The sequence below is a fragment of the Nostoc sp. genome (assembly GCF_036916575.1).
Lineage (GTDB): Bacteria > Cyanobacteriota > Cyanobacteriia > Cyanobacteriales > Nostocaceae > Nostoc.
The window spans coordinates 1-25763 of the sequence record NZ_JBALGC010000106.1 but is presented as its reverse complement, the minus strand read 5'-3'; the positions used below and the strand labels follow the sequence as shown (position 1 = coordinate 25763).

Genomic DNA, 25763 nt, shown 5'->3' with positions numbered 1-25763 from the left:
TTAGTTGGACAGTTAGCTTTTTTACTTTTTAATAGCCACCTATTTCAATGTAATCTTTCCGGTTTGAATCAGTAGCTTCTAACAACTCTTAATTGTTAAGATATCTCCAAACTGGGTAATTAGCCGAACTTCAAGAGTCCTGAGTTTTGGGTAACTGTTGTTGGAGAGGCTGCGCTGTGTTCTGTTTCTCCTCACTGAGGTGATTGTTGTGCTGTGTATTTTCTGCTTGGTTTAAAACCTGCACCTTCATCACTGCTAATTCGGCATCCACATCATTAGTAGATTCCAAAGAAGTAAATTGTGTTTCCAAGTCGTCGCTACTGAGTTGAGCTATGGCTTCTGATTGAGCTTCTATCTGCGAAACTTTTTCTTCCATCCGCTCAAAGGCACTCAGACTGCTGGTGGCAGAAACTGTGCCGAACATTTCCTGGAGGCGATAAGACGCTTCGGCAGAACGGGCGCGAGCAATATACATATCTTTTTTTGTTTTCGCCTCGGCAATTTTTAACTCTAGCGATCGCATATCCTTTTTTAGCCTAGCTACTATATCGTTTTGCTGCTCTATCTGGGAAAAGAGGGCTGTAGTGGTTTCTTTATAGGCTTGGCGCTTAGTTAAAGCTTCGCGTGCTAGAGGTTCGCTGCCTTGTTGCAGGGCCAATTGGGCGCGGCGATACCATTCTTCTGTTTGAGACTGAGCAGCCGCTGCCTGTCGTTGGGTGCGTTTCTGGGTAGCGATGGCTTGTGCTACACCCTGCCGCAACCGCACCAGATTTTCCTGCATCTCCAGGACAGTTTGCTCCAGAATCTTTTCTGGATCTTCTGCACTACCGATCAAACTATTGAGATTAGCGCGAATCACCCGCAAGATACGCTTGATTAATTCCATGTCGGCTCTCCATTCACGAAATTCAGTGCTGAGTAATGAGTTTTGATAATTACTCATCACTGCATATGTGGATGCCACATCCCAACTAACTTAGTGCTGAGTATTAAAACTCCTGACTTTACCAAGAGGACGCCAAAAGCCGACGCTCAGACTTCTGTTTGTGTCCTATTTACGCAGGACTCAGCACTCAAAACTCAGGACTGTTATCTCATGGTATCGTAGATTTTTGCAACTTACGGCTGCTGAACCCGTGCCTTAATTCCCTTTGCCTGTAACAGTTGCATCTGTTGTTTTACTTGCTCTTTAGTCTTAAAAGCACCCAGATAAATCAATTCTTTGTTGGGTGATAAATAAGCATCGGGAACTACTTGCCGTGCTGAGGCAAAAGCCGCGTCTTTATTATCTATGACTACATGATAGAACCCATCTGTTCCTGGTTTGATTTCTGCATTCGGCTTTGGTGAGGTTGCGATTGGCTTGGGCGAAGTTTTTGATGTTGAAGTGGGAGGCAAATTCAGGGGGGGCAAGGGCTGTAGCGTCGGTACTGGTGCTAAGGCGATCGGATTTGTCGGTTTTAGGGCTGTGTTGGGGGCAGGCAATGCCGCTTGAGGATTTATGGGATTTTGGGGAATGACTGCGAGGGTTGGTTGGACTTTGGGTTTTAAGCCAACTACATCATTGGGGTCTCTCACCTCAGGAAACTCTTGGGCAGCTAGATTGGGATACTTGGGTATAGAACTACTTGGTGGCTGGATCTGAGGTTGGACATTACTTCTAACTTCCTCAGTATTTTCTGCTCTAGGGGACGAGTTGCCGTTAAACAACTTGCCTAAATTCCATTGTGACAAGCTTTTGGGATTGAACACTACATAACCCAAAGTAAGACTTGCTATCAATAGCAGTAACATTGAGCCGATACCCAAAGGTGATAGCAGACTGTCGCTAGAATTTCTTGGCTTCTTGGTTTGTGGTTGTTCTTCTGTCAGACTTCGCAGCAGTGCTTCACTAGATTCTAAATAGTCATCTGGGTGCTTAGGGGTATTATCTGGCTGCAAAAGATTTTCGCTCTTAGTATCTTTAACGACTGCTGGCACGATGCTGCTACTAAAGTTGGGCGGGGGTGGTGGAAGTTGGGTTTGGGTTTTAGCAGAATCGGAGGTGGAGGTCACATTAAGATTATTTAGTTCCTCAGTCTTTGCCGTAGGTGGCGCTGGTTTCGTCTCAGGATTCACAGCTACAGAAGATGCTGGTGGTACGTCAATTTTTGCCGTAGCTGGCGCTGGGGTTCCCTGATGATTCACGGGTACAGATGCAGGTGGCACATTAGTTTTAATTTCCGTTATTGATGACTGAGTTGTGTCGGATGTTGTAGGAATAGCAGTCAACGGCTGGGATTGACTGCCTATGTAACTTGCAACACGGGACTGGTTCGATGACACCAAACCAGTTCGCGTGCGTCGATATCGAGCTAACTCTTGATCTAGCGGCACCTCTAAACTTGCTAGTGCTGCTGCTAGTGCTGGTTTCAACCCAGGTGTTTTAGACGATTGAGTACCGGAATCGTTCAGGGGGTTTTGAGTCATTGCCTCTGTGCCTCAAACGTAGACTGCTGGAATTAACTTTAGATATATTTGTGACAATAGTAGCGAAAATTATTTAAATAGATAGACTGGGCATAGGGCATTGTGGACTAGAAAAGAGAGATTTTCAGGCTTTGTTGTGAACAATAGTTCGTGGGAGTCTATTTTGGAAATAGGGTATGGAGCAGGGGGAGAACTCCTCACTCCTCACGGGCTAAACCATAGCTATCCGCTAACAGCACGGGCTAAACGCCCCGCTATCGCTAACAGTACTTTTAACGATGTCGTTGAAATCAATTAATGATATATTAGGCATTCTGGAAAAGCAGGCTAAATGGCAGGAGCAACCATTTCAACGCCTGCTCAAGTTTTGGCCAGAAGTTGTTGGGCCAGTAGTTGCCGCACATACTCGACCGTTGTCGATTCAGCGCGATATTTTGTGGATAGCAACTTCTAGTGCTGCTTGGGCGCAAAACCTGACTTTTGGTCGCTCGTCTCTGCTTTTAAAGTTGAATCAAAAGTTGCCAACGCCTTTGGTTGATATTCGCTTCTCTACTGCTGGCTGGCAGAATCCATCTGTGGAGAGAAAACAGCAACAAACGGTTACACCCGATGAGCATCCCAGTTACCTTGGTAATGAGATTAGCCGCCCTGATGTTACACCCACCAAGGATGTAAATGCTGCATTTGAGCATTGGACTAAGATTATGCGATCGCGATCGCATGGCTTACCCCTTTGTCCCCAGTGCCAATCTCCCACTCCACCCGGCGAACTCCAGCGCTGGACAGTCTGTTCTGTCTGTGCTGCTAAACAGTTTTGAAGGGAATCAGTTCTGACCTAAATTGAAAGCAAAATAGTTTAGCGATTATTTATTAAGCAGAATTTATCCAGAAGTAACTTGCTGCTACCACATAAAATAGTGCTGATTCTTAAGCAAAAAGATATTTTACTGCGAGAATATACCGAATGTCGTATACAAAGCAGACTTTTGATCTGAAATTCTATGCCTTAAACTATCCTTAAGGAGGAAGTTAAAAGGCTGGATAAATCAAAAGCTTTAGTTTTAGTCTTGATCCCTAATAATTTTTAGCCAAAATCCATAGGTAACCACTCTAATAATTATTTAAATATATAACAAGAATATAAAAATATCCTGAAGTTTATTTTTTCATTGGGATCGCTGAAACCTAGATGAAATAATGACTTTTTGGCTGTTATCCGTATTTATATATAGATGCAAAATATAAGAATGAAATTCAGCCTGATACGGCACTAAAGATGAATCCAAATGAAACCTATTAAATTTTTAGCATCTGCCTGTAAATATTGCCGTCATTACCAGCCAGAGGGTCGCCGTGGCGGAATGTGCCAGCAGTTGGGAGCACCAGTTCAAGCGACTTGGAAGGCTTGCTCTTTGGCGCTTCCACCTTTTGCACCTTCTTGGGAAACCTTGGAAGATGCCTGGATTTTGCCAGATGCAGCCCCAGTTTTAACATCTTCTCAATCTCTAGCCTCAGATTTAGACAATGCTGCTCTTGTGCCTGTAGAGGAAATAACTGCCTCTATATCTGAACAAATAAAGACTAAAGCAGTGGTTATTTAGTCATTCATTATTACTGAACTGAGTTTGTCGTTTGCTTAAAATAAGATTTGTTTTTAATATTTTTAGTGTAGTAAAAGTTGACATCTACAAAAATCGCAGCCTTTAATGAGGTGCGATTTTTGCAATTTTAAGGTAACCAAGGAAAAGAGCGGAAATCTGGTGGGCGCTTTTCGAGAAAGGCTTGTTTGCCCTCAGACCCTTCTTCTGTCATGTAATAGAGTAGGGTAGCATTGCCAGCGAGTTCTTGTAAACCAGCTTGTCCGTCACAATCAGCGTTGAACGCGGCTTTGAGACACCGAATTGCGATCGGGCTTTTTTCTAAAATCTCTTGCGCCCATTGAATACCTTCCGCTTCTAGTTGTTCCACTGGGACGACGCAATTAATTAAGCCCATTTCTAAAGCTTGTTGTGCATTATATTGGCGGCAAAGAAACCAAATTTCTCTAGCTTTTTTTTGTCCCACGATGCGGGCGAGATAGCTGGCTCCAAAACCACCGTCGAAACTGCCGACTTTAGGGCCAGTCTGTCCGAAAATAGCGTTATCAGCAGCGATGGTGAGGTCGCAAATCAAGTGTAGGACATGTCCACCACCGATCGCATATCCAGCTACTAGAGCAATCACCACTTTCGGCATGGAACGAATCAGGCGTTGTAAGTCCAGCACATTCAAGCGGGGGATGCCAGTATCGTCCACATAACCCGCATGTCCCCGCACACTTTGATCGCCACCAGCACAGAAGGCATATTTGCCATCAGTGTGTGGCCCATATCCAGTAAATAGGACAACACCTATAGTAGTATCTTCACGAGCATCAGAGAAAGCGTCGTATAGTTCAAAGACAGTTTTAGGACGGAAGGCATTGCGTTTGTGGGGGCGGTTGATGGTGATTTTAGCGATGCCATCGTTTTTTTGATACAGAATATCTTCGTAGGTTTTGGCAGTTTGCCAGTTAATTTGCATTGGTATGGAGTGCGCTGTTGCTTCAAGAATTTTATCGCGGTCTTAGGGACAAGCGATACCTACGGTGGGCTACGCCTACGCTAAAATTGGTGTCTCAAGCCTTTACAATCTGGTTCTGGGTGTTGAGGAATAAAAATGCGACGTGACACCATCTTCTACAAATTATTTAAGCAATTTCCTGGTTTGCTGTTTGAATTAGTAGATGAACCACCCCCAGAAGCAGAAAACTACCAGTTTGAATCAGTTGAAGTGAAAGAAACGGCGTTTCGGATTGATGGAGTATTTTTACCTCCGGCTAATGCAGTTTCCAAAACCGTCTTTTTTGCAGAAGTCCAGTTTCAAAAGGACGAAGACTTATATCACCGCTTCTTTAGTGAATTGTTTTTGTTTCTCTACCGCCACTCTATCCGTTATGATGACTGGTTTGGGGTAATAATTTTTGGTTCTCGCATTCTGGAACCTTCTATCTCAACGATTCACTGCGCTTTGTTAGAAAGTGGTCAAGTCACGCGGGTTTATCTGGATGAGTTGGGGGATTTGCGACAACAACCTTTGGGATTGGGGTTGATGTTGTTGACAAATGTTACTTCAAAAACGGAAACAGTGGAAGGAGCGCGGTTTTTGCTGGAACAAGCACGGCAACAATCGGAGCAAGCGATAATAGATTTGGTGACGACGATTATCGTCTACAAGTTTTCTACCCTGAGTCGAGAGGAGATTACAGCAATGTTGCGACTGAATTTGGAAGAACCACGGGCTATTCTAGAAGCGAAGGAAGAAGGACGAGAGGAAGGAAAGGTTGAAGGAGAAAGAAAGGTCGTTTTACGACTATTAAATCGGCGCGTCGGTAATATTCCTGATGCGCTTCTGTCCCAGATTCAAGGGTTATCGGTGGAACAGTTAGAAGCTTTAGGTGATGCTTTGCTGGATTTCTCTACTCTTGCTGATTTGGAAGGGTGGTTACAAAGTGAAGTGAGGGGGTAAGTTTCACGCAAAGGTGCAGAGGAGGAGAGCGATCGCACTCCGTAAAATAATTATGGCTACAAATAAAGTTTCCCCAAGTCAAGAAGCATTTGCAGACACGCGGGTATATTAAAAGCGGTGGAAGAAACGTGCGATCGCTCGTCCTCCGACTGTTAAAACGACTATTCGGTGAAATTGCTGAGGAACTTTTAGCCAAAATTCAAGTATTATCGCTGGAACAGTTGGAAGCTTTAGGTGAGGCGTTGTTGGAATTGAGATTGCGAGCGCTGACTCAAGTATTGACATTTGTATATACAAACGTTACTATAATATATGACAGAGGCTGTATCAGGCTTTGACTGGGATGATGGAAATATTGAAAAATGCCAGAAGCACGGAGTCTCATTAGAGGAAATAGAGGCTTTGTTTCTTGATAAAAGTCTTAGGATTTCACCTGATATAAAGCACTCTGAAAGTGAGGATAGATTTATTGCAACAGGTGTATCAATTAAAGGTAAATATATTTTCGTAGGATTTACATTCCGGGAAAAGGAAGGAAAAAGGTTAATTAGACCTATCAGCACTCGTTACATGAGAGAGAAAGAGGCGAAAAAATATGAAGAAAGTATTTCCTAAAATCAAAACTGATGAAGAATTAGAAAATTTACTAGATGAAGATTTATCAGATTATCTTCATACTGACAATTTTAAGCCCGTTACTTTTGAATTTCAGCCTAAAGACAAAACTGTAAATCTAAGAGTATCAGAGGAAATGCTAGAAACAGTTAAAACTGTATCTAAAAAAGAAGGTATTTCCTACCAAAAGTATATCCGAAGGGCAATAGAAAGGTCTTTGGGTGAATAAATAATTCAAAAATCGCACAATTTAGTAATTAGAATTAAATTTTGTAGAGTGGGCATTGCTTTGAATACTTTGTAAACCTATTCTACATTTTTTTCACAATGCCCACTATGCTAGCTGCGATCGCGGACTTAGAAGGGTGGTTGCAAGGTCGATTAGAAAGTTAAGAGCGATCGCACTCCGTAAAATAATGATGGCTACAAATAAAGTTTTCCCAAGTGAATCAGCATTTGTAGACACGCGGGTATATCAGAAGCGGTGGAAGAAAGAGTGCGATCTCTTGTCCTCCGACTGTTAAAACGACTATTTGGTGAAATTGCTGAGGAACTTTTAGCCAAAATTCAGGCATTATCGCTGGAACAGTTGCAAGCGTTTTAATGGTTAATGTTACTCAAATATATGGCAGAACCGGTGTTTTAACTTTAAACCACTGTATACTTCCACATAAATTACAAGAGATAGGCTCACAGTTCATATAGAAGTCTTGTGAAGGGTAACTCCTAGATTGACTTTCTTGTATCATCCTAAAAGCTTTCAAGCCTGCATACGGCATTAATTCATAAAACCCTTCGCCACAGAAACGACAGCGTGAACCAACTTTACCAGGATAGAAATGTTCGTAGATTAAGCGCCTAACTGTTTCTGATTCTTCTTTTAGCTTTGCAACACTTAGACGCTTCTCAGGTTGTTCAACAACTGATTCATCTAGAATTCTTTGTGTTATGTAGTCAAGTTGATGATTTTGACATACATGGGACAGACTATTAGAATCATTGTAATTTTCCCTAGCAAATATTTTTCCGGTAAGCAAGAAATATAATATTTTTCCTAATGCGTATGAATCAACAGCCCAGGTTACTTGTTCGCTACGCCCTCCTTCAAGTTCAGGTGCAATATAATATCGGGAGCCTACTTGCTCCATAGTTTCTGTTAAGCGGTTGCCCTCATCTATAAAGTAGCAAATTCCGAAGTCAAGAATTACTGGATTATTATCTTGATCTAAAATTATATTATCTGGCTTCAAGTCACGATGCACTATACTCTTTTCATGTGCATAAGCTACTGTGCCACATATAGCTGTAAAAATTGCCAGAGCTTTGAGTGGTTCTAGTGGTGCTAAGTCAGTTAAAGTAGTTCCTGGATAGTGTTTGGTTACAAAAAAATAAGGTTCGGAATCTAGAGAGTAGTCCAGAATGGGAGCAATCCCTGAATGATTTAACTCTCTTCCAGCCCTGATTTCCTGCTCGAATCTCTCTATCCGCTTAGTATTTTTCAATCTTTTTAGAACGCATTTTTCAGTATATTGACTCTTCAAATCTTTAACTAAAAACACATGAGACTGACCACCTTCACCGATTTGCTCAATTAATTCCCATCTATCACCGAACTTTCTTGGTGGCATTTCAAAAACCTCAAAAGGTCAATTTTATCAATTGCTCATATTTTAATAGAAAAATTACAGTCAATGTTATAAAAATTTAAAATTATACTTGCATTTAATAAAACTTATTGAAGTTGATGTTAGAAAACTTACTTGATTTTTAACTTAAGCTATGATTTTGCAATACTGGTGAACAGCACTTAAAACGCTTGTGGTAAAGCAATTTTAACTTTGATACTACAAGCATTTGACGCAATCCATATATTTCATCCCACTATTTAACAACACCTAACGAGATTACTAAATCGCAATATCTGCCGCAAACTTATTTAAATTATACTGTCGCCACTGGGCATCATATTTGCGATTTGTCCGTAACTCTAAAACCCGAATTCCTATAGCTGGTAGCGGGTTTAATCTTTGCTGTAACTGCTGCCAAGAAGTAATCAATTCATGCTGCACATTATAAGTAGCGCACAACTGAGCGAAATCAATATCCTGCGGAGTGCCAAAAAATTCTTCAAATGGTGGGTCAAAGTTGGCAATGGGTAACATTTCAAAAATTCCACCGCCATTGTTATTGATTAACACAATCGTCAGATGCCCAACAAACTTATTGCGAATTAAAAAACCATTGGTGTCATGCAACAGTGCTAAATCTCCCGTTAACATCACACTACTTTGCTGGCGATGGGCAATTCCTAAAGCTGTGGATAATGTGCCATCAATGCCATTTGCACCCCGGTTAAAATGCGATCGCACTCCTAAATTATTCGGTTTCCAGAAATATTCCACATCCCGCACAGGCATACTATTGGAAATAAATAGAGGCGTTCCGGGCGGTAAAATCTGAGAAATTAACCAAGCTGCTTTACTCTCAATGATTTCATCTATTTTCCCCATCGTCTGGTCAACAGCTAACCTGACCTTAGCTTCCGCATCACACCATTTATGCACATAGTCTGAGGATAAAGATAAATTTCTCTCCTCTACTTTTATGTTTTTTACAGATATCTGTAAATGCGTCGTTCTCCCGTGCAAAGGGTCGAGGTTTTGGTCACTCTTGTCAATTATCCAGCGTCGCGGTTGGGTTGCATCTATCCAGGTACGCAGTTCTTTACTTGTAGGCATTTCACCTACCTGAATCACCATTTCGGGCGCTAGCTGCTTTGCTAGTTGCTGATTTCGCAAAATCAGGTCATAGGTGGAAATCAAATAAGGGTTGAGTTCGGCATAATTTCTCACTGGGGAGAGTCCCTCTGCCAGCACGGGCCATTTGAGAGTTTGGGAAAGTTGCGCGATCGCTTTTGCATATTCCTCTGGTTGCTGTGGCTGGGCAACACCTGCGATAATGATGCCGCGATCGCATTCTTTCCATTCTTTGGGTATGGGGCATGGGGCATGGGGCATAGAGCATGGGGTAGTAGTTCCTATTCCTGCAAAAAAGTCTTCCGGGTGAAACTGTGATTGTAAATAGCTCAAATCAGTTCCATCAGGCAGAGGCGCTAAGGGATCACGAAAAGGAATATTCAAATGTATTGGCCCCTTTGTAGGAGTTTGCGCCCTTTCCCAGCTATGAATTACCATTTGTCGCAGATAAGCTAGCATTCCCAGATCAGCGGAGGGTAAGGCTAATTCTGTTTGCCAATTTGGGTAGTTTCCATATAATCTCAATTGATCTATAGTTTGCCCAGAGTGACAATCTCGCAATTCTGGCGGTCTATCGGTAGTTAATACCAACAATGGTACGCGACTATATGAAGCTTCAATGACTGCTGAATAAAAATTCGCTCCTGCTGTACCAGAGGTGCAAACTAGTACCACAGGGCGTCCGGTTGCTTTAGCTTGTCCCAAAGCAAAAAAGGCGGCGGAACGTTCATCGAGAATGGAAATCGCTTCAATCTCAGGTACTTGTTGAGCAAAGGCGACTGCTAAGGGTGTAGAGCGTGATCCAGGACAAATGATCGCACAACTCAATCCCAACCGCTTTAGCGTCTCTGTTAAGATATAAGCCCAAAGTTGATTAACATTCCTAAAGGCGATCGGCATTAAATCAAACATTTTTAGATTTTGTCTAGGGAAATTCAATTTAAAATCCATCTGGGAAAGTTGAGCAAAGAGAAGACCGAAGCAGGGAAGCCGAACCTCGGAACTTCAAAAGCAGCTTGACCTAAAGGTGGGTTGCAAGCCTGACGATTCAGGTTATCTAGCCTACATTCCGCACCCTCTACTATCACAATCGGTTTTTATTGATTTTTAAAAGAGGGTAGAGCTAGTTTATATACTTACTTTCCTTGTTTTGACGGAGGTCAAAAGTTTTATTAGCATAATTTATAGCTGACAAACTAGAAAAAAATAAGTGATTATGCTGTGTGACACCTTCGGGTGCCGAATGTGGGATCTAGAAAAGCCAATGCCAAACCTAACCCCCCAGCCCCCAACCCTACAAGGGTTGGGAGAGAATTCAAAGCCTCTTTCCTTTTAGGCGAGAGGTTTGGAGAGAGGTTTTCCAGCTCCCGTGAAAAGCTGAGTTGTAAGCCAACTCTCACAAATGCGGTGATGGAACTCTCCAAGCAAGCTTGCTCTACTTTCTATAAAATGCACAATTTGCTCTCAAACTCTTATGGACTGCATTCATTTAACGGGAATCCGCTGCTATGGCTACACTGGGTATCTGCCAGAAGAACAGGTGCTAGGACAATGGTTTGAGGTGGATGTAAAGTTATGGTTGGATATCTCCACAGCGGCCAAGACTGACGCGATCAAAGACACTTTAGATTATCGCAGCGTCATTAGCTTGATACAACATCTGGTCAAAACGTCTAAATTTGCTTTGATAGAGAAATTGGTAACAACGATCGCAGATTCTATTCTCCAAGAATGCGATCGTGTAACACAAGTCCAAGTCACTCTGAGCAAACTAGCCGCACCTATTCCAGACTTTGGTGGCAAAATTAGCATTGAACTGACTAAAAGTAAGTCCAATCTCTAAAAAACAAAACGTGTTTTTCTTCTCAATATCTATATAGGCCAGCAAATAGAGGGGGTTAACATGGAGCGTGGAAGTATCTGACAAAGAGAATCTTTCCTGCCATTGCCCCCAGCAACCGCTCGTTCTCAAAAAGCTAAAAAAATCACATGATCATTAGGCGTTATTGATTAATTTTTACATAAATACTATACTTAGTATTTATAGTTTTTTCAGAAAAAATATTGTGTATTTGTGAAAATCAGTTTTTGATTGTTGGGAATTTTTAGATAATGTTAATAACATGATATTAGCGGCATTTGCTAATCAGAATTAGCTTTGCCAAACAGAGAAAATATGAAGGTTAATAACATGCTATTTGTTCATTAGTCAGTATTTCTATAAAGTAAGAACACAGAGAGTTAGAGATTGTTTATGATAAGATAATGACTTTTAGATCGAGTTGACACTGACAATAAAAGTCGGAACCTTAGCAAACAGCCTATTGTAACATGTTCGCCCGCAAAATCCTAGTTGTTGAGGATGAAAAAATCCTAGCCTCAAATATTAGAAAAAGTTTACAAAAACTAGGTTATTCTGTTTCAGAAATAGCTAAGTCTGGTGAAGAGGCAATAAAAAAGGTAGCAGAAACTCAGCCAAATTTAGTATTAATTGATATCTGCCTAGCTGGGGAAATTGACGGTATGCATGTAGCGGATATTATCCAGAATAACTTGCATGTGCCTGTAGTATATCTAACAGAGCGTTCGGAATATAAAACATTACATAAAAATCAGCTAAGTGAGCCTTTTAGTTACATAGTCAAACCATTTATTGAAAGTGATTTACATTTTGTGATTGAAATGGCTCTGTACAAACATCAGAGCAAAAAGATATTACACGAAGAAAAACAGAGGCTGGCGGCAATTATTAATAGTATGGGCTGTGCAGTGATAGTGACATATGTAAATGGTTGTATTCAAATGATGAATCCCATAGCAGAACTAATCACTGGTTGGAAGCAAAGTGAAGCGTTCGGTAAAGATTTAGTAGAAGTCGTTAACTTAGTTGACAAAGATGTCGGAGAAACAATTGAAAGTTTAGCCACACATGTAATCGAAGCAGGTGAAATTTTCAATTTCCCAGAAAACTGTACACTGATTACCAAAGATGGCAAAGAAATAGCTATTAGGGATAATGTTGCACCCATCCGTGATCAAAATGGCAATATTACTGGCGCAGTTTTAGTTTTTCAAGACATCACTAAACGCAAGCAGACAGAGGCGCAACTGATCCGCAATGCGTTTTATGATGGGCTGACAGGATTACCGAATCGTGTTTTATTTTTAGATCGGCTCAAACAAGCAATTGAACGTAGCAAACGCAGAAGCGATTATCATTTTGCAGTTTTATTTTTGGATTTAGATGGCTTCAAAGAGATTAACGATCGCTTTGGGCATGGAATAGGGGATGATTTTTTAGTAGCGATCGCTAGACGTTTAGAGTCGTGCTTACGCAGTGGCGATACTGTAGCACGATTTGGTGGTGACGAGTTTACTGTTCTTTTAGAGGATATTAAAGACGTTACCGAAGCCACCAATGTTGCCAAACGTATTCAAGACTCCTTAAGATTGCCACTTCACTTTAATGGACATCAATTATCTACTACAGCCAGCATTGGTATTACTTGGAATTTTAGTAATTATCAGGAGCCTGCAACTGTGCTGCGAGATGCTGATATTGCTATGTACCGAGCTAAACGGCAGGGAAAAGCTACTTATGCCATATTTAGTTAATTATTCCTTTGTGTTGCCACTTCAATCAAATTACTCTGATTGTCTTCACAACTATCTGAAATTTTGATTTATGGCGGTTTTCGTTTGTGTGCAATATACTTTGACCTCTCTCCTAAAAGGAGGAGCCACTTTTCCCGACGAGCCTTGTATGTGGCGTCAGCCCCAACTCTAGGAGACGCTACACGTAGCTTGCTTCCCCGGACGGGTACGGGGAAGTCAAAAGTCAATATTGGACTCAACACAGAAGCTCTATATGGATAAAATATGCTACTCTAGCCGCTACGAAGGTGTATTTTATACAACCAAGAAGCCCTAAAATTTAAAACTTATAGCCTCTAGCAATCCAATAGAGCCAGTCTGCGATCGCTTCTTGAGTTTCGCTGTCAACATCAATTGCTGTTATTTCAGATAACTTTGCAGAATATACATCATCATCCTTACCATTAATGTAAGCTACTTCTACAAGCATATCTTTTAAGCACTCATCATCTGGGGCCATTCCCAGCACTTCCACTGGTTTCTCCTCGGTAGAACCTGATTTGCGTCCCTTCTTAGTCCATTTAGCCATAAAGGGAAAATTCAGAGTCTCTTCGAGGTAATAGTACCAACCCATAGCCCGGTCTTCTTTGTCTTCAGCATCTACAATGATCTCTGTTTTAATCCGATGCTCTCGGTTTTCGTCGAGTTCAACACTAGGCATAAGATAACGCTTTGCGTATAATGCATTTTGATAATACTACCAAACTATGGGCGTACAGCTGTCATGCGTGTCAACTTAAGCTAAAACTCCTTTAAAACCTCGTTTCTAGCCAAAGGCTAGAAATGTACCTTATAGCGCCTCTGCCGCAAGTCTTGAGGCAGCAGCCCCCCATTAGGCATTAAGAGTCGGAGACTTCTTTTCTAGGCAATCTCTGAAGGATTTATCTAGACAGGCTTTCACGTTAAGTTGACACCAATGTACAGCTGTACGCCCCTACGAGGAATAATTTTTCTAAAATACAGTTAAGTATATCTAATAGCATTTTACTAAATAGCTGATATAAATATACCAGATTGCAACTTAGTGAGGTACAGATTATTGTAAGGGCACAACAATGTTTTGCCCCTACCTGTGTACCTCATTTACCTGAAAAACGCTGTATATACTAGTGGCATACAGATGTACGCCACTACAGCCAATTCATGTGTTGCATAGATTTTTGAAAATGGTATGATCTCTACAAAAAACCGTTTGTCAATGACAAGCGGTTTTATAGTTATTGCCCTCTAGGGGGAACTTATTTATTGCACCAAAATGCAAAGTTTTTTCTTAGGACTTTAACACGAAATCTTTTAGAGATTAAACAAGTCTCAAATCAGGATAATTTGCCAACACATCATCAGATGTCAGGGTGTCATTTTCAGCTTGCGGAGTCCAAAGAACTTCAATTGCCAAAAGCTTTTCGCTAGGAATACTACCAATTTGCCGCAAAGCTTGACGCAAATCATCAGCGCTGTTAATCGCTGTGGGGATTTCAAACTTACCGAGTGTCGCCGCCAGCAAGGTGATGATAATGTATTCTCCAGCGCCTTCGGTAAATAGACGGGTGGGGTTGTCGAGTTCACCAGCCGGGGGTAAAGCATCTTTAGCAAGGGCTGCTCTTAACTGGTTGTTGACGTTAGAAAGAGTTTCTTCGCTAAACTTGCTGCGTTCTGCCAGTGACAGCCGATTAAACTGACCTTCAGCTGAATTTAAACTGGCTTGTTGAGTCCCACCACCTGCATATACAAAGTATTCAGGATGGCGGAGTAAAGCTAGACTGGCTTCTTGTAGAATTTCTGCTCTCCCCTCTGGGGTGTTAGTATCAGCAGTTTCAGCAATGTGATTGAGTTCATTTTGCAATTCACGGGCTTGAGCTAACAAACCTACTTGCAAACGAGTTACGGAAACAGGAGAGTTACTGCTGTAATCTGCTTCTCCACTTTCACCGCTAGAGACGCGGCGGAAAGTTTGCAATAAGAAATTAGCAAGCGCAAAGAAAATTAAGATGCTAAATAGACCACCAAATCCTCCCCCAATACCCCAGAAGGGAAGTAGGAAGGGAAAGCCAAAACCACCACCAAAACCACCACCAGGATAGTATCCGCCCCCACCAGGAGGTGCGTAGGTGCGTGGTGTATAGGTGCGGCTGGAAGGTACTCTAAAGGAGCCACCACCAATCCGACCCCCACTGCGGGCCGCTAATGCTCCATCGGCGTGACCAAGAGCCAAAGCTAACACTAGGCTTAGGGCTAAGAAGGTTTTTAACAGCGGTTTGATGGTTTGTTGTAGTTTTTTACGCATAATACAATCGCTTGAAAAACGGAATTACTTATGATTTCTCCCAATGCTCTTAGGAGTGTTGCGATATGGCGCTAAGGCCAGCCCGTAACAAGCAAGCTTTGTAGCATTCACTTTTAGACGCTACATATTCAATTTACCGCGTCTTATCTTGGGTAGGCAGCGATCGCAGGGGGGATTTCTCGATTGGGGAACCGTACCTGAAGACAGGTTGATGATCACAGAAATTTGCGATGTCTACGACGGGCTACGCCTACGAGCAATTGTTGCTATATGTTGGACTAGCACTTTCAGACTACAGTCTTGAATTATACAGATGATTTTAATTTTTAATGATTATTTTGACTAATTTTTTTAATACTTCACTGAAACACTGTTAAGTAAAAAAGTAAAATGACTAGGCTTAAGCATCAAATCAGTTCCGAGTAGCTAGTGCCTCGGCTGAGAGTGGGAAGATTCATAAGTACTACTTCTTACTCAGGACTTAGTACACGTCACCGCAAAAAGGGGTCGGAATTTGATTTGTTGTAGTGACCCGTGCTAAAAAGCGGTCTATGATCACCAAGGTTAGGACGGTCTACTACTTCTCTTAAGATACAAGGTTGGGTTTCACTGCGTTCAAACGCCACTTTGCTCAAGTCGGGAAACCCGCCCATGCAAGTGGCTCCCCAACCTACAGTTAAGATTTCCGTACCTATTTTATGATGGGCTGTACTTAGCACTCCTAAACCTACTTGTTTTGTCACAAGGCAGGAGGATATTTTTAAATTATCAATAGTATTTACTACATCTGGCGGCTTTGGATTTACGTATACACAGCAGGCTAATAAGTGTCCTTGATGCCCATCAGTCAACCCAGCCAGACACCAGATAGCTATCCAATACTTGTGCCACTTTTTGGCATTTTGGCACAATAGTCCACAGTATTCAGAATATTCTATTGAACGTAGCTAAATTTCGTAATTTTCGCAACAGTTTTTTACTGGACAATTTGGCTATAAGTGCTAGCTTTTATTTATTGTTCATCAGGCACATAAATTCTCAAGTAGCGAGAAATTTGCAGCAAAAATAAAATCAACACAATAAAAAACAATCTTTCTGCCTAATCTTGTAAAATCGGCTGCAAATTGGTCTACCACATTCGTTTTAAAAGAAATAAAATAATAATTGTGGCTTTGAAAGTAATCCTAATTGTAAATAAATTAAAAATTATTTGAAATATAATCATCAACTTTATTATGGAACATATTTCTCAACTAACAGCCGAAATCAGAGACAAAGCTGCATACCCAGATATCCTAGTCATATCCCGGATCTTCCTGCCGAAAGAAGCTGTAATTGGGGAATATATCTACAATCGCTGTCTCCAAGATCCAGAACGAGTTATTGTGCTAGCGGCTAGTTGCTCAGGAGATAAAGTATTTGATGAAGGTCAACAGTTTCCCGTGTATCGCTGGTCTTATCCTAAATACTGGCGTACTGGATATGTGGGAAATATCCTGAAGCCTTTGGTCAATATCGTCTGCTCATTTTTCTTAGCAATCAAACTCTATTTTCGCTATCACTACCGTTATATAGAGTGGGGTCACGGCTATGACTTTCCTTCACTGTTGTTATTGAGCTATTTCTTACCTATTCGTTTTTTTATCTATCTGCACGGCAATGATCTTCTTTGTACTTTACACAATCCCGTGCTGCGATCGCTATTTAAATTAACACTCAAACGAGCTGAAGGCATTGTTTGTAACAGTTCTTATACAAGAGACTATCTCAGAACTGCTTTGCGATTAGATACTCCTACCCACGTGATTAACCCGGTAGTTAGACCAGAAAAATTTGGTAATAATGTAGCGAGTCCAAGTAGCCTTGATGATTTACGTGTTCGTGTGCGCCAGAGGTATAACATTCCCGAAACAGCAATAGTTATTCTCTCGGTAGGAAGGCTAGTAAAACATAAAGGTTTCGACCAAGTGATTGATAACATCCCACTATTGCTAACCTTTGGGGTGGATGTCTACTATATACTCTGCGGTCAAGGCCCAAGTGAGTCGGAACTGAAATCTTTGGCGCATCGTTTGCGGGTAGATAAGCGCGTACACTTTGCCGAATATGTGCCAGAGCGGGAATTAGCAGGTTATTATGCAGCCTGTGACATATTTGCTATGCTGACTATATTGGATACTAAACCTAATAGTATGGAAGGTTTTGGTATAGTTTATTTAGAAGCAAATTACTTCAGTAAGCCTATAATTGCCCCTCGCTTAGGCGGTGTTCTAGACATAGTTCAGCATGAGGAAAATGGGATATTGGTTAATCCCAATTCTGGTTATGAAGTTTTTCAAGCTTTCAATCGGTTGTGCAAAGACCAGCAACTACGTGAGCAACTCGGCCGCAAAGGTAAAGAATTAGCCAAGCGTAAAACCCTTCATCGATCGCTGTATAAATCAGAGGGGAGAAACGCGATTTTGTGAGATGAATGCACATCGAGCAATAACCAAAAGGTAATACCAGTAAAGCACGGCATAAATCCAGCTACCATCTCAATTAACCTGACAACAAGGGGCAAAATCCCCTTGTTAAAGGTAGGCAAACTGACGCCACAGGATATTAATAATATAGCAATCCTAAATCATGAGATTCAAAAAATACTAACAATGGCAACTTGCTATAAGTCCTATTTATAAATAGACCTCTAACAAATAGCTGCGGAAACGAGCAAGATTGCAGTGTAGGATCTCGCTTGTGATTTGATTAAATATGCAATGAAAAATATCTTGTTTGGCATGTGGCAATCTCTTCGGCGTTACGCAAAGCGCGGAACGCAAACAATTATCTTTACAATCATTGGATGTCTTGCTATATTGAGTGTGATTACTTTTGGGGCAATGTATGTTCTAGCTCAACCTGCTTCAACCTCATCTGAACGTCCAGCAATGCTCGCTGTTAAAGCGCCAAATTTTGGGCGACACTTTCAAGAATTCGGGTGTGAAGGCTCTATTTTGATTTACGACTCAAAAAACAACCGCATCTATGAACACAATTCTCAACGTAATGCAACTGCCATTGCTCCAGCTTCAACATTCAAAATTTTTAACGCGCTGGTAGCGCTACAAACAGGTGTAGTCCCTGATGATGTGGCGGTTCTCACTTGGGATGGGATTCACCGAGAGATAGATACCTGGAATCATGATACGAATTTGCGTCAAGCCTTTAAGGATTCAACTGTTTGGTTTTATCAAGTACTGGCACGTAAGGCTGGATATGAACGGATGCAGCAATTTATTAACAAAGTAGGCTACGGGAACCGTCAGATTGGCACTGCTGCAGACATTGATCGTTTTTGGTTACAGCAGCCCTTACAAATTACACCCAAACAGCAAATTGAGTTTTTGCAACGGTTGTATCAAGGCGATTTGCCTTTCTCGCAACGGACAATAAATCTTGTCAAAGACATTATGGTACGTGAACAAACTCCAGACTACACACTGCGAGGAAAGACAGGATGGTTAACGAGTACCAAACCAGAGGTTGGTTGGTTCGTGGGTTATTTAGAGCAAAACAAAAACGTCTACTTTTTCGCCACAACCCTTGATATGCATAAACCAGAGGATGCACCTGCCCGCATTGAGATTACACGACGCAGCCTCAAGGATTTAGGTTTGCTGGCTCAAATTAACTAACCACCACCGACAATAGTTACCACTTCTAAGCGATCGCCTGGCTGCACTTTTGTTTGCGGCCAAAACTGGCGGTGTAAAATTTCGCCATTATACTCTACAGCCACCAAGCGGGGGTTAAAACCCAACTGTTGAAGTAAGTCGGGTAAAGAAGTTTGAAACGAACAGTTATGGGTTTCTCCATTTACCTGAACCTTAATCTCATTAGACATAATATGTGGGGATTGGGGACTAGGGAATGGGGTATTAGGTATTGGTTATTTACTTTGGACAAATGACAAATGACAAATGACTAATGACTCTTTTAAAGTTCTGGTTTAATGCGATTGAGCTGGGAGAGCAAATATTGCGTTACTAGAGTAGGCTGTTCGGCTTGCATGAGCGATCGCACCACCGCTACACGTTCGGCTCCCGCATCGATCACATCATTGATATTATTGGCATCTATTCCCCCAATTGCAAACCAGGGAATTGAGCAATTTTTGGCAGCATAGCTGACATATTCTAAACCTGTTGCTGCCTTACCTACTTTCGTGGGAGTTTCATAAACTGGTCCCACGCCAATATAATCTACACCTTCAGCAATTGCTCCTTGCATTTCTTCTTTATTTGTGGTAGAAAGACCTATCAGACGCTGCGAACCGAGTAATTGCCGAGCAACAGCAATAGGCATATCTTGTTGTCCCAGATGCACCCCATCTGCATCGACTGCCAAAGCCAGATCCACGCGATCATTAACAATAAACAAAGCACCATAGATATGGCATAACTGCCGGAGTTTTCTAGCTTGTTCCAAACGCAAAGAATCATCGGCAGTTTTGTCGCGGTACTGTAGGAGCGTTAATCCACCTTTAAGTGCAGCTTCGACGTTGTTCAACAAAGTTTCACTAGGGGAAGTAACAAAATACAGACGCGATCGCCACAATAATTGATGGCGCTGATGACCCATTAAACTACTTTCTAGGGTATAAACCTGATAGCGCATTTGCTTACAAGCTTTAGCCATAGTTGGGTGATAAAGCTTGCCGTATTCTTCCAGCACCCGCAATGCTTCTTCTATGCGGCAAAAGTTAGCTTGCAACACTGATTTGATACTAGCTCGTTGTTCTTCTTGAGGATGAGTTAACTCAGTCCCAGGATCGCCTGGTGTATCTCGCGCCGCCCGTAATTCCGAGGTATGCAACTTGGCTACCTCTTGTCGCAGGCGCTTGCATTCAAGAGCTAACTGGGCATTATTCAATCCAAAGCGACACCATTCCTCAATAATTCGCAAGCCCTCACGAGCGCGATCTAAATTAGCATCTAAAATCCGGTAAACAACTTGCTGTATTTGCTCTTTTTGGCTGTATGGCTCGACCATTACAACAACCCCGTTAGTGCTTTCATCGAAGTGTGAATTATCATATGTCCTAGTAACCATAAGTTAATTAATTTGCTTTTTTTTACTCAATTTTTACTTAATCTACGCAAAAAAACCTAGTAGCCAGGGTTACAGTCAATTATCTCATGTTCTTATAGGCAGTGATCAGGGTAGTTTGAGGCTACAGTTTAGCACTAAGGTTAGTCAAGTATTTTCGGGTAAACGACAAGTTTACAAAGGATTGGGAAGAGCGGATACATCAGAAAATCGGCAGTGGGCAGAAGGAATAGGACAGCAATATCAGCTGATCTTGATTGCCCAGATGCAAGATTACTTGACCCTAGCCTAGCTAAGTATTTTAAGATCAAGCAATTAGCTACAATTACTCAACTGGTTCCAGTAAAACTACTCTCAAAGTTAGGGAATTAGGGAAATAGTTTATAGACTGGAAAATCTAAACAAAGTAAATCCAAAAAGCAATTTACAACACAAATTTTTTAGTTTATCGGAATTTAATTAAATATTTTATATAACAATAACTAACAGATAATTTAGTTAAGGAAATCATTTCATAAGTTTGGGCAAAATTAACCAATAAACAACAAGTTAAAAAGTTTGATTTCGTTCCTATGCTTGGTATGGAACAAGATCATCTCACCTTGACAGGGCTACCCCTACTTATTCCTAGTACAGCGGGCGCGTAAATCCACCTACCATCTCAATTAACAGACTTGGGGTAGACAAAGGGATTATGCCCCTCGTTAAAGGTAGGCAAACTGACGCCACTGTGTACTAGTACAGCGGGCGCGTAAATAAACCAACCATACCCTCCGGGAAGCTGCTTTGCGTCTACAAAATGGTGCAAAAGCCCAGAATATAATTCTTTTGAATGAGTGACTTTTGACTTTTAACTTCCGCCTTGCGGTACTAGTCCCCAATCCTTCATTTATTACTATGTATTAAATATCGCCAATCGGTCAATATGTGAGTAATATTATCGACATAATACTCTCTAAGAGTATAAGAATTTATTGTTACTTCTAAGGAGTTGTGTTAAATATGATTCTCCCTGGTGTGTTTGCTGAGTACCGTAGAATAGATGTTTTGTTTGCAAAGCTGAAGTTTCTGAAATCAGCAAGGCTTTTATTTTTTAGTTTTTCAGTATTATCTTTTACCGTAAGCATGGGAGCGGTAAGTATGGCATTCCTGGGTACAAGCTTGGGTAGCGCGATCGCTCAAATTCCATTAACACCAGATTCAGCACCTCTGGGTGAGAAAACAATTTCTCACGTTGACGTGGTGTTTGTCAACCCAAATGTTGGAGATAATAGCACAGGCAATGGCAGCGAATCCGCTCCTGTGAAAACGATTACCCAAGCGTTGCGATTAGCTAAAGCCAATACTATAATTATGCTCTCCACGGGCACTTATAGCGCCGACACAGGAGAGATTTTCCCCTTAATGCTGAAACCGGGTGTTTCAATTCAAGGCAACCCTAGCAATCAAGGTAAGGATATTATCATTCAGGGAGGTGGTGATTACCTGAGCCGGAGCTTTGCTGGTCAAAACGTCACAATTGTGGGAGCAAACCAAGCCTTGCTGACTGGGGTCACGGTAACGAACTCAAACCGCCGTGGTTACGGTTTATGGATTGAATCTAGCAATCCGGTAATCGTAGAAAATACATTTACTGGTAGTACCCAGGATGGGATTTCCGTCAGTGGTAATGCTGCACCTACCATTAGCAAGAATTACTTTGACCGCAATGGAGCCAATGGGATCACAATTGCCGGTAACTCCAGTCCCCAAGTGAAGGAAAATGTCTTTCACCAAACGGGTTTTGGGATCAATATTGCCCAGAATGCCACTCCTATAGTCATAAGCAATCAAATTCAGAACAATAGAACGGGAATTGTGGTGCAAGCAAATGCCCGCCCGATTTTGCGGAATAATTCTATTCAAGATAATAAAGAAGATGGTTTAGTTGCGATCGCTCAAGCAATGCCAGATTTGGGTAGTGCATCAGAACCAGGGGGTAATCAATTTCAAAATAATGCCCGCTACGACATTAACGCCAGCGCTGCCAAACAGGTGATTTCTGCTGCTGGTAACAATCTTGTGAGCGATCGCATCACTGGCAAGGTAGATATTAATGGTACAACAGCGTTAGCAACCCAAAATTCTCAACCCGCCCCTGTGCCCAACAATGTGTTACGAGAAATACCAGCAAACGGTGAAATCACCTTCTCGGCTCCCGAAATCTCTGAAACTACCAATGGGCAAACCAGCAACAGCATTTCAGCAAATAATCCTGTTCCTGGACAATTAAACAGTCAACTGCTGCCATTGTTGCCAGCTAATATGCCACTTTCCGTGCCCATATCCAATCAACAGCAAGCAACCTCTAAAGTTGCCGGATTTCCTACTCCTAGCAGCTTGTCGGCTAGACAAATACCAACTAACACTTCCAGAGTTGCAACTTCCAGTCCAGCAGAGCTACCTAATACGCCACAGTTGAATTATGTACGGATCGATCCCAATACGATTGAGTTTACTGCTCCTCAGTACCCATCCAATTCAGTAGCACAAGCACCAGTTCCAAGCATGAGGCAGCAAACACAGCAGCCATTACCAATACTAGAAACTGCTGCCCCATCTGCTGAAGCACTTTTGCCAGTTCCTGATAGCAATATCCCGATTGGCAATACTCGCAAGATGCGAAAAGTACCAGTACCTGCAAGTTCTGCAAGTATGCCCTATGGCGGGAATGCCACACAGTTCGGTGTACGTTATCGCGTGGTAGTTCCACTCTTCACTGATAGAGATCAAGATTTAGTGCGATTTATTGCTCCTGATGCGTTTCCCACAGTTTGGCAAGGTCAGAAAGTTATGCAAGCAGGAGTATTTAGCAGTGAATATAATGCTAAAAAAATGCTCAAAACACTCTCTAGCAACGGTTTAAGGGCCATTATGGAGCCGTTGAATTGAGTAGGAAATTGGGGAGCGACTGCGGTCTTCTCCTAAAGGGAGAGGCTAGCGCCTGCCATACGATGCCCGAACGCGAACAGCGTCTCGTAGAGAAGGGCTGTAGGGGTCTCCCCAAGTGGAGCAAGCAGCGTCATGGGGCATTGGGGCAAAGGGAAAAGACTTACTAAAACATCTTTCTTGCTCCCCTGCTGCCTTATCTCCCATTCTGCGGCAAGCTAAAGCTACATCTCCTCCAGTCTTTTTCCTCAATTTTGAATTTTGTAGGACTTACGTAAAAAGGCAGTGAAAGCCTTGATTGATGATTAATTGAAAAAAGCGATCTTTTGCAGGCGATCAAAATCGCCGAGGAGCTTATTAAACTTAGCTGACGTAAATGTAAGCAATCGTCAGATTTTTAACGGGTAAAGTAAACTGAAGACAGAAATACCACAAATCCAAGAATTACCCCCATGAGCGTTAAAATCGAATTTCAGGTTACCGCTCCACCGTTTCATTGGGATGAAGCTGGAGGTATTCGCATTGGTCAGAGCCGCGTTACTCTCGATAGCTTGCTAGCAACATACCATAACGGCTCTACACCTGAAGAAATTGCTGTTCAGTATCCCGTTCTCTGTTTAGGGGAGATATACGCAGCGATCGCATATTATCTCACCCATCGCCAAGAAATTGATAATTATCTAGAGCAGCGTCGCAAAAAAACTCATCAACAGCGAAATCAATTTGTCCAGCAGCATAATTTAGTTAATCTTAGGCAGCGCTTGCGCGATCACCCACCCTTATATCTGCGCTGATTTGGCGACTTGCGTCTGGATACAGCAGGCTGAGTTTTTCCGTTTTACCAACTTTCGGTAATTGGCGATTGGCTAAGATATCCAGAGCAGACAAATGACGAAACTCGATGGAACAAGGAGTAGCGTTACCGTCAGGGCTGCCAGATTTTTCTCGTTTTACCAACATTTGGTTATTGGTTGCGATTTAAGTTCCATCTTAATCAGTGAGCATCATTGTAACTACACTGTTACAATGATGCTTACTATGAAACGTAATTATAAAGGTTTCAGTCGGCAAATTTGAGATCCCCTTAATTGGGATAATTGTTTTGAGTTAGAGATGATTCACTCTTGAAAAGTATGCTTCAATGTAGCATAAATCATATGAATCTATTACGCTCCCATGAATGACGCGCCCTCTGCTACTCATTGCTAGCTTACCGCGCTGCTTACAGCACCCTTAAGGGCTGCAATTCCCTGTTCAATGCTAGCCCACAGACCCATGTCAGGTTCTTTACCGGCTATCTCTCGTGTTCCGACGAAGTAAAGAACACCTTTAAGAATCTCTTGGTGAGCGCGATTTTCAAAATTAACTCGGTTGAGCGGTTCCATCAAATTTTGTAGGTCATCATTCAAGGACTGGGCAACCTTGTGTAGAACCAGCCCGGTCATTGTCTGTTGATGCTTTAGCAACTCAAGCTGTAAGTACTTGTCATACAGAGTTAGCTCGGAACCGCTCATCATTTGGCTTACCTTCTGGGCATGTTGTTGAGTAATGTCGCGAGGTTCTGCGGCGTTGCCGTATTTAGAAATAGTTGCTTCGATGATGCCGAGATTTTCGCGATCGCTCTTAATCATTCCTTCGAGCCGCTCGCAAATCGTATTGTCGTCCGTCTGTGCTATTAACTTTTGCTCAGTTTCCAACAGAACATTCTGAAAAAGCTTTAGATCAGCAAGCTTAGTCGCTATATTTGTCACATCGGTCATTATTATTAACTCCAGACTACAGGTTTTATCGGTTATGACAAGCTCTCCTCACTTTTCCATATTCTCGTGAGGTTTAAGTAAGTCCGTCCCTCTTCAGAAAGATTTATATCAAGTTCGTCATAGCAGGCTATCAACGTTGAATGGCATCAATCAAAGCGGAATCCTTACCAGATGAAAATTACAGCTTTTCATGAATGAGTAGTGAATGAATAGTCAATCCGGTTTGATTACTGAACTTACTTATGTGGTGCGCGTTCGCGAAGCGTCTCGCAGAGAAGCGCAGTGCAAGCGCAATAAGCAAGCACTCTTGCAAAAAGATTCTAGAAGATTAAGGTCTACTGAGTTTTTTTCACGCAATCAAATAGAACTCCTATAGTTGAATTATATTTATGATACTTTTCAGCGCGATCGCTTTCGCCGTAAGTCCGGTTGAGCCGAAGAAAACCATCCTCTAATACTCCGACACGATTTCAAAGTACCTCAACATGACTTTGAAGTACTCCAACACGACTTTGAAGTACTCCAACACGACTTTCAAGTACCTCGACATGACTTTGAAGTACTCCAACACGACTTTCAAGTACCTCAACATGACTTTGAAGTACTTCAACACGACTTTCAAGTACCTCAACATGACTTTGAAGTACTTCAACACGACTT

The 25763-nt window shown here is 41.9% G+C and carries 29 protein-coding genes; 15 read left to right on the top strand and 14 right to left on the bottom strand.

What is annotated here, in order from left to right:
- Window positions 1–130: 130 nt before the first annotated feature.
- Together V7L29_RS22885 and V7L29_RS22880 are read right to left on the bottom strand one after the other, a co-directional pair.
- Complete coding sequence (locus V7L29_RS22885; RefSeq protein WP_334736984.1) at window positions 131–886, bottom strand: PspA/IM30 family protein; 756 nt, start codon at window positions 884–886, stop codon at window positions 131–133.
- 233 nt (window positions 887–1119) lie between these two features.
- On the bottom strand, window positions 1120–2469 hold the full coding sequence (locus V7L29_RS22880; RefSeq protein WP_334736905.1) for a hypothetical protein: 1350 nt from the start codon (window positions 2467–2469) through the stop codon (window positions 1120–1122).
- Between the two features lie 136 nt (window positions 2470–2605).
- Here V7L29_RS22880 and V7L29_RS22875 point away from each other — a divergent pair, with 136 nt between their 5' ends.
- From V7L29_RS22875 to V7L29_RS22865, 3 genes are all read left to right on the top strand, one after another.
- Window positions 2606–2767: a hypothetical protein gene (locus V7L29_RS22875; protein WP_334736904.1), complete on the top strand. Its 162-nt coding sequence runs from the start codon at window positions 2606–2608 to the stop codon at window positions 2765–2767.
- A complete protein-coding gene (locus tag V7L29_RS22870) occupies window positions 2748–3287 on the top strand; it encodes a DUF721 domain-containing protein (protein WP_334736903.1) in 540 nt (179 codons plus the stop codon). Before V7L29_RS22875 ends, V7L29_RS22870 begins: the two co-directional genes overlap by 20 nt.
- A gap of 468 nt (window positions 3288–3755) precedes the next feature.
- Complete coding sequence (locus V7L29_RS22865; RefSeq protein WP_334691104.1) at window positions 3756–4070, top strand: hypothetical protein; 315 nt, start codon at window positions 3756–3758, stop codon at window positions 4068–4070.
- 127 nt (window positions 4071–4197) lie between these two features.
- On the opposite strand, the gene menB is transcribed toward V7L29_RS22865, so the two are convergent.
- Window positions 4198–5031, bottom strand: a complete 834-nt coding sequence (gene menB, locus V7L29_RS22860) for a 1,4-dihydroxy-2-naphthoyl-CoA synthase (RefSeq protein WP_334736902.1) — start codon at window positions 5029–5031, stop codon at window positions 4198–4200.
- Between the two features lie 135 nt (window positions 5032–5166).
- Here menB and V7L29_RS22855 point away from each other — a divergent pair, with 135 nt between their 5' ends.
- The 4 genes from V7L29_RS22855 to V7L29_RS22840 all read left to right on the top strand — a co-directional run bounded on the left by V7L29_RS22855 (window position 5167) and on the right by V7L29_RS22840 (window position 6859).
- A complete protein-coding gene (locus V7L29_RS22855; RefSeq protein ID WP_334736901.1) occupies window positions 5167–6015 on the top strand; it encodes an Rpn family recombination-promoting nuclease/putative transposase in 849 nt (282 codons plus the stop codon).
- A gap of 89 nt (window positions 6016–6104) precedes the next feature.
- Window positions 6105–6353, top strand: coding sequence for a DUF4351 domain-containing protein (locus tag V7L29_RS22850; RefSeq protein ID WP_334736900.1), 249 nt, complete (start codon window positions 6105–6107; stop codon window positions 6351–6353).
- Window positions 6328–6630 (top strand): BrnT family toxin, encoded by a 303-nt coding sequence (locus V7L29_RS22845; protein ID WP_334736899.1) that lies wholly within the window; start codon window positions 6328–6330, stop codon window positions 6628–6630. The genes V7L29_RS22850 and V7L29_RS22845 overlap by 26 nt, the downstream gene beginning before the upstream one ends.
- Entirely contained in the window at window positions 6611–6859 is a 249-nt protein-coding gene (locus V7L29_RS22840; protein ID WP_334691100.1) for a CopG family antitoxin, read from the top strand. Before V7L29_RS22845 ends, V7L29_RS22840 begins: the two co-directional genes overlap by 20 nt.
- Window positions 6860–6964: 105 nt before the next feature.
- Here V7L29_RS22840 and V7L29_RS22835 read toward each other — a convergent pair whose 3' ends face one another.
- Window positions 6965–7096, bottom strand: coding sequence for a hypothetical protein (locus V7L29_RS22835; protein WP_334736898.1), 132 nt, complete (start codon window positions 7094–7096; stop codon window positions 6965–6967).
- 18 nt (window positions 7097–7114) lie between these two features.
- Here V7L29_RS22835 and V7L29_RS22830 point away from each other — a divergent pair, with 18 nt between their 5' ends.
- Window positions 7115–7234 carry a DUF4351 domain-containing protein gene (locus V7L29_RS22830; RefSeq protein WP_334736897.1) on the top strand — a complete coding sequence of 40 codons (120 nt, stop codon included), beginning with the start codon at window positions 7115–7117 and terminating at the stop codon, window positions 7232–7234.
- A gap of 13 nt (window positions 7235–7247) precedes the next feature.
- Here V7L29_RS22830 and V7L29_RS22825 read toward each other — a convergent pair whose 3' ends face one another.
- Complete coding sequence (locus tag V7L29_RS22825) at window positions 7248–8258, bottom strand: serine/threonine protein kinase (protein ID WP_334736896.1); 1011 nt, start codon at window positions 8256–8258, stop codon at window positions 7248–7250.
- Window positions 8259–8537: 279 nt separating this feature from the next.
- Entirely contained in the window at window positions 8538–10298 is a 1761-nt protein-coding gene (menD, locus tag V7L29_RS22820) for a 2-succinyl-5-enolpyruvyl-6-hydroxy-3-cyclohexene-1-carboxylic-acid synthase (protein WP_334736895.1), read from the bottom strand.
- A 562-nt stretch (window positions 10299–10860) separates the two neighbouring features.
- Between menD and folB the strand changes: the two genes are divergently transcribed.
- Entirely contained in the window at window positions 10861–11229 is a 369-nt protein-coding gene (folB, locus tag V7L29_RS22815) for a dihydroneopterin aldolase (protein WP_334691095.1), read from the top strand.
- Window positions 11230–11717: 488 nt separating this feature from the next.
- Window positions 11718–13001, top strand: a complete 1284-nt coding sequence (locus V7L29_RS22810) for a GGDEF domain-containing response regulator (protein WP_334736894.1) — start codon at window positions 11718–11720, stop codon at window positions 12999–13001.
- Between the two features lie 319 nt (window positions 13002–13320).
- Here V7L29_RS22810 and V7L29_RS22805 read toward each other — a convergent pair whose 3' ends face one another.
- The 3 genes from V7L29_RS22805 to V7L29_RS22795 form a co-directional block, all read right to left on the bottom strand.
- Window positions 13321–13701: a calcium-binding protein gene (locus V7L29_RS22805; protein ID WP_334691093.1), complete on the bottom strand. Its 381-nt coding sequence runs from the start codon at window positions 13699–13701 to the stop codon at window positions 13321–13323.
- 639 nt (window positions 13702–14340) lie between these two features.
- A complete protein-coding gene (locus V7L29_RS22800) occupies window positions 14341–15324 on the bottom strand; it encodes a DUF1517 domain-containing protein (RefSeq protein ID WP_334691092.1) in 984 nt (327 codons plus the stop codon).
- Between the two features lie 491 nt (window positions 15325–15815).
- A complete protein-coding gene (locus tag V7L29_RS22795; protein WP_334736893.1) occupies window positions 15816–16235 on the bottom strand; it encodes a hypothetical protein in 420 nt (139 codons plus the stop codon).
- Window positions 16236–16559: 324 nt separating this feature from the next.
- On the opposite strand from V7L29_RS22795, the gene V7L29_RS22790 reads away from it, so the two are divergent.
- On the top strand, window positions 16560–17792 hold the full coding sequence (locus tag V7L29_RS22790; RefSeq protein WP_334736892.1) for a glycosyltransferase family 4 protein: 1233 nt from the start codon (window positions 16560–16562) through the stop codon (window positions 17790–17792).
- 300 nt (window positions 17793–18092) lie between these two features.
- On the top strand, window positions 18093–19001 hold the full coding sequence (gene blaOXA / locus V7L29_RS22785; RefSeq protein ID WP_442944241.1) for a class D beta-lactamase: 909 nt from the start codon (window positions 18093–18095) through the stop codon (window positions 18999–19001).
- Here blaOXA and thiS read toward each other — a convergent pair.
- Both thiS and V7L29_RS22775 read right to left on the bottom strand, forming a co-directional pair.
- Window positions 18998–19210: a sulfur carrier protein ThiS gene (thiS, locus tag V7L29_RS22780; RefSeq protein ID WP_334736890.1), complete on the bottom strand. Its 213-nt coding sequence runs from the start codon at window positions 19208–19210 to the stop codon at window positions 18998–19000. The two genes, blaOXA and thiS, sit on opposite strands and share 4 nt — an antisense overlap.
- A 92-nt stretch (window positions 19211–19302) precedes the next feature.
- Entirely contained in the window at window positions 19303–20418 is a 1116-nt protein-coding gene (locus tag V7L29_RS22775; protein ID WP_334736889.1) for a thiamine phosphate synthase, read from the bottom strand.
- A gap of 115 nt (window positions 20419–20533) precedes the next feature.
- On the opposite strand from V7L29_RS22775, the gene V7L29_RS22770 reads away from it, so the two are divergent.
- From V7L29_RS22770 to V7L29_RS22760, 3 genes are all read left to right on the top strand, one after another.
- Entirely contained in the window at window positions 20534–20707 is a 174-nt protein-coding gene (locus V7L29_RS22770; RefSeq protein ID WP_334691086.1) for a hypothetical protein, read from the top strand.
- Window positions 20708–21417: 710 nt separating this feature from the next.
- Entirely contained in the window at window positions 21418–23346 is a 1929-nt protein-coding gene (locus tag V7L29_RS22765; protein WP_334736888.1) for a DUF1565 domain-containing protein, read from the top strand.
- A gap of 449 nt (window positions 23347–23795) precedes the next feature.
- Entirely contained in the window at window positions 23796–24137 is a 342-nt protein-coding gene (locus V7L29_RS22760) for a DUF433 domain-containing protein (RefSeq protein ID WP_334736887.1), read from the top strand.
- On the opposite strand, the gene V7L29_RS22755 is transcribed toward V7L29_RS22760, so the two are convergent.
- From V7L29_RS22755 to V7L29_RS22745, 3 genes are all read right to left on the bottom strand, one after another.
- The gene (locus V7L29_RS22755) at window positions 24094–24303 is read right to left on the bottom strand and encodes a hypothetical protein (protein ID WP_334736886.1); all 210 of its coding nucleotides are present in this window, start codon (window positions 24301–24303) and stop codon (window positions 24094–24096) included. The two genes, V7L29_RS22760 and V7L29_RS22755, sit on opposite strands and share 44 nt — an antisense overlap.
- A gap of 245 nt (window positions 24304–24548) precedes the next feature.
- On the bottom strand, window positions 24549–25103 hold the full coding sequence (locus V7L29_RS22750; RefSeq protein WP_334691084.1) for a hemerythrin HHE cation-binding protein: 555 nt from the start codon (window positions 25101–25103) through the stop codon (window positions 24549–24551).
- 470 nt (window positions 25104–25573) lie between these two features.
- The coding region (locus V7L29_RS22745) for a hypothetical protein (RefSeq protein ID WP_334736885.1) at window positions 25574–25763 on the bottom strand (190 nt) is incomplete at its 5' end.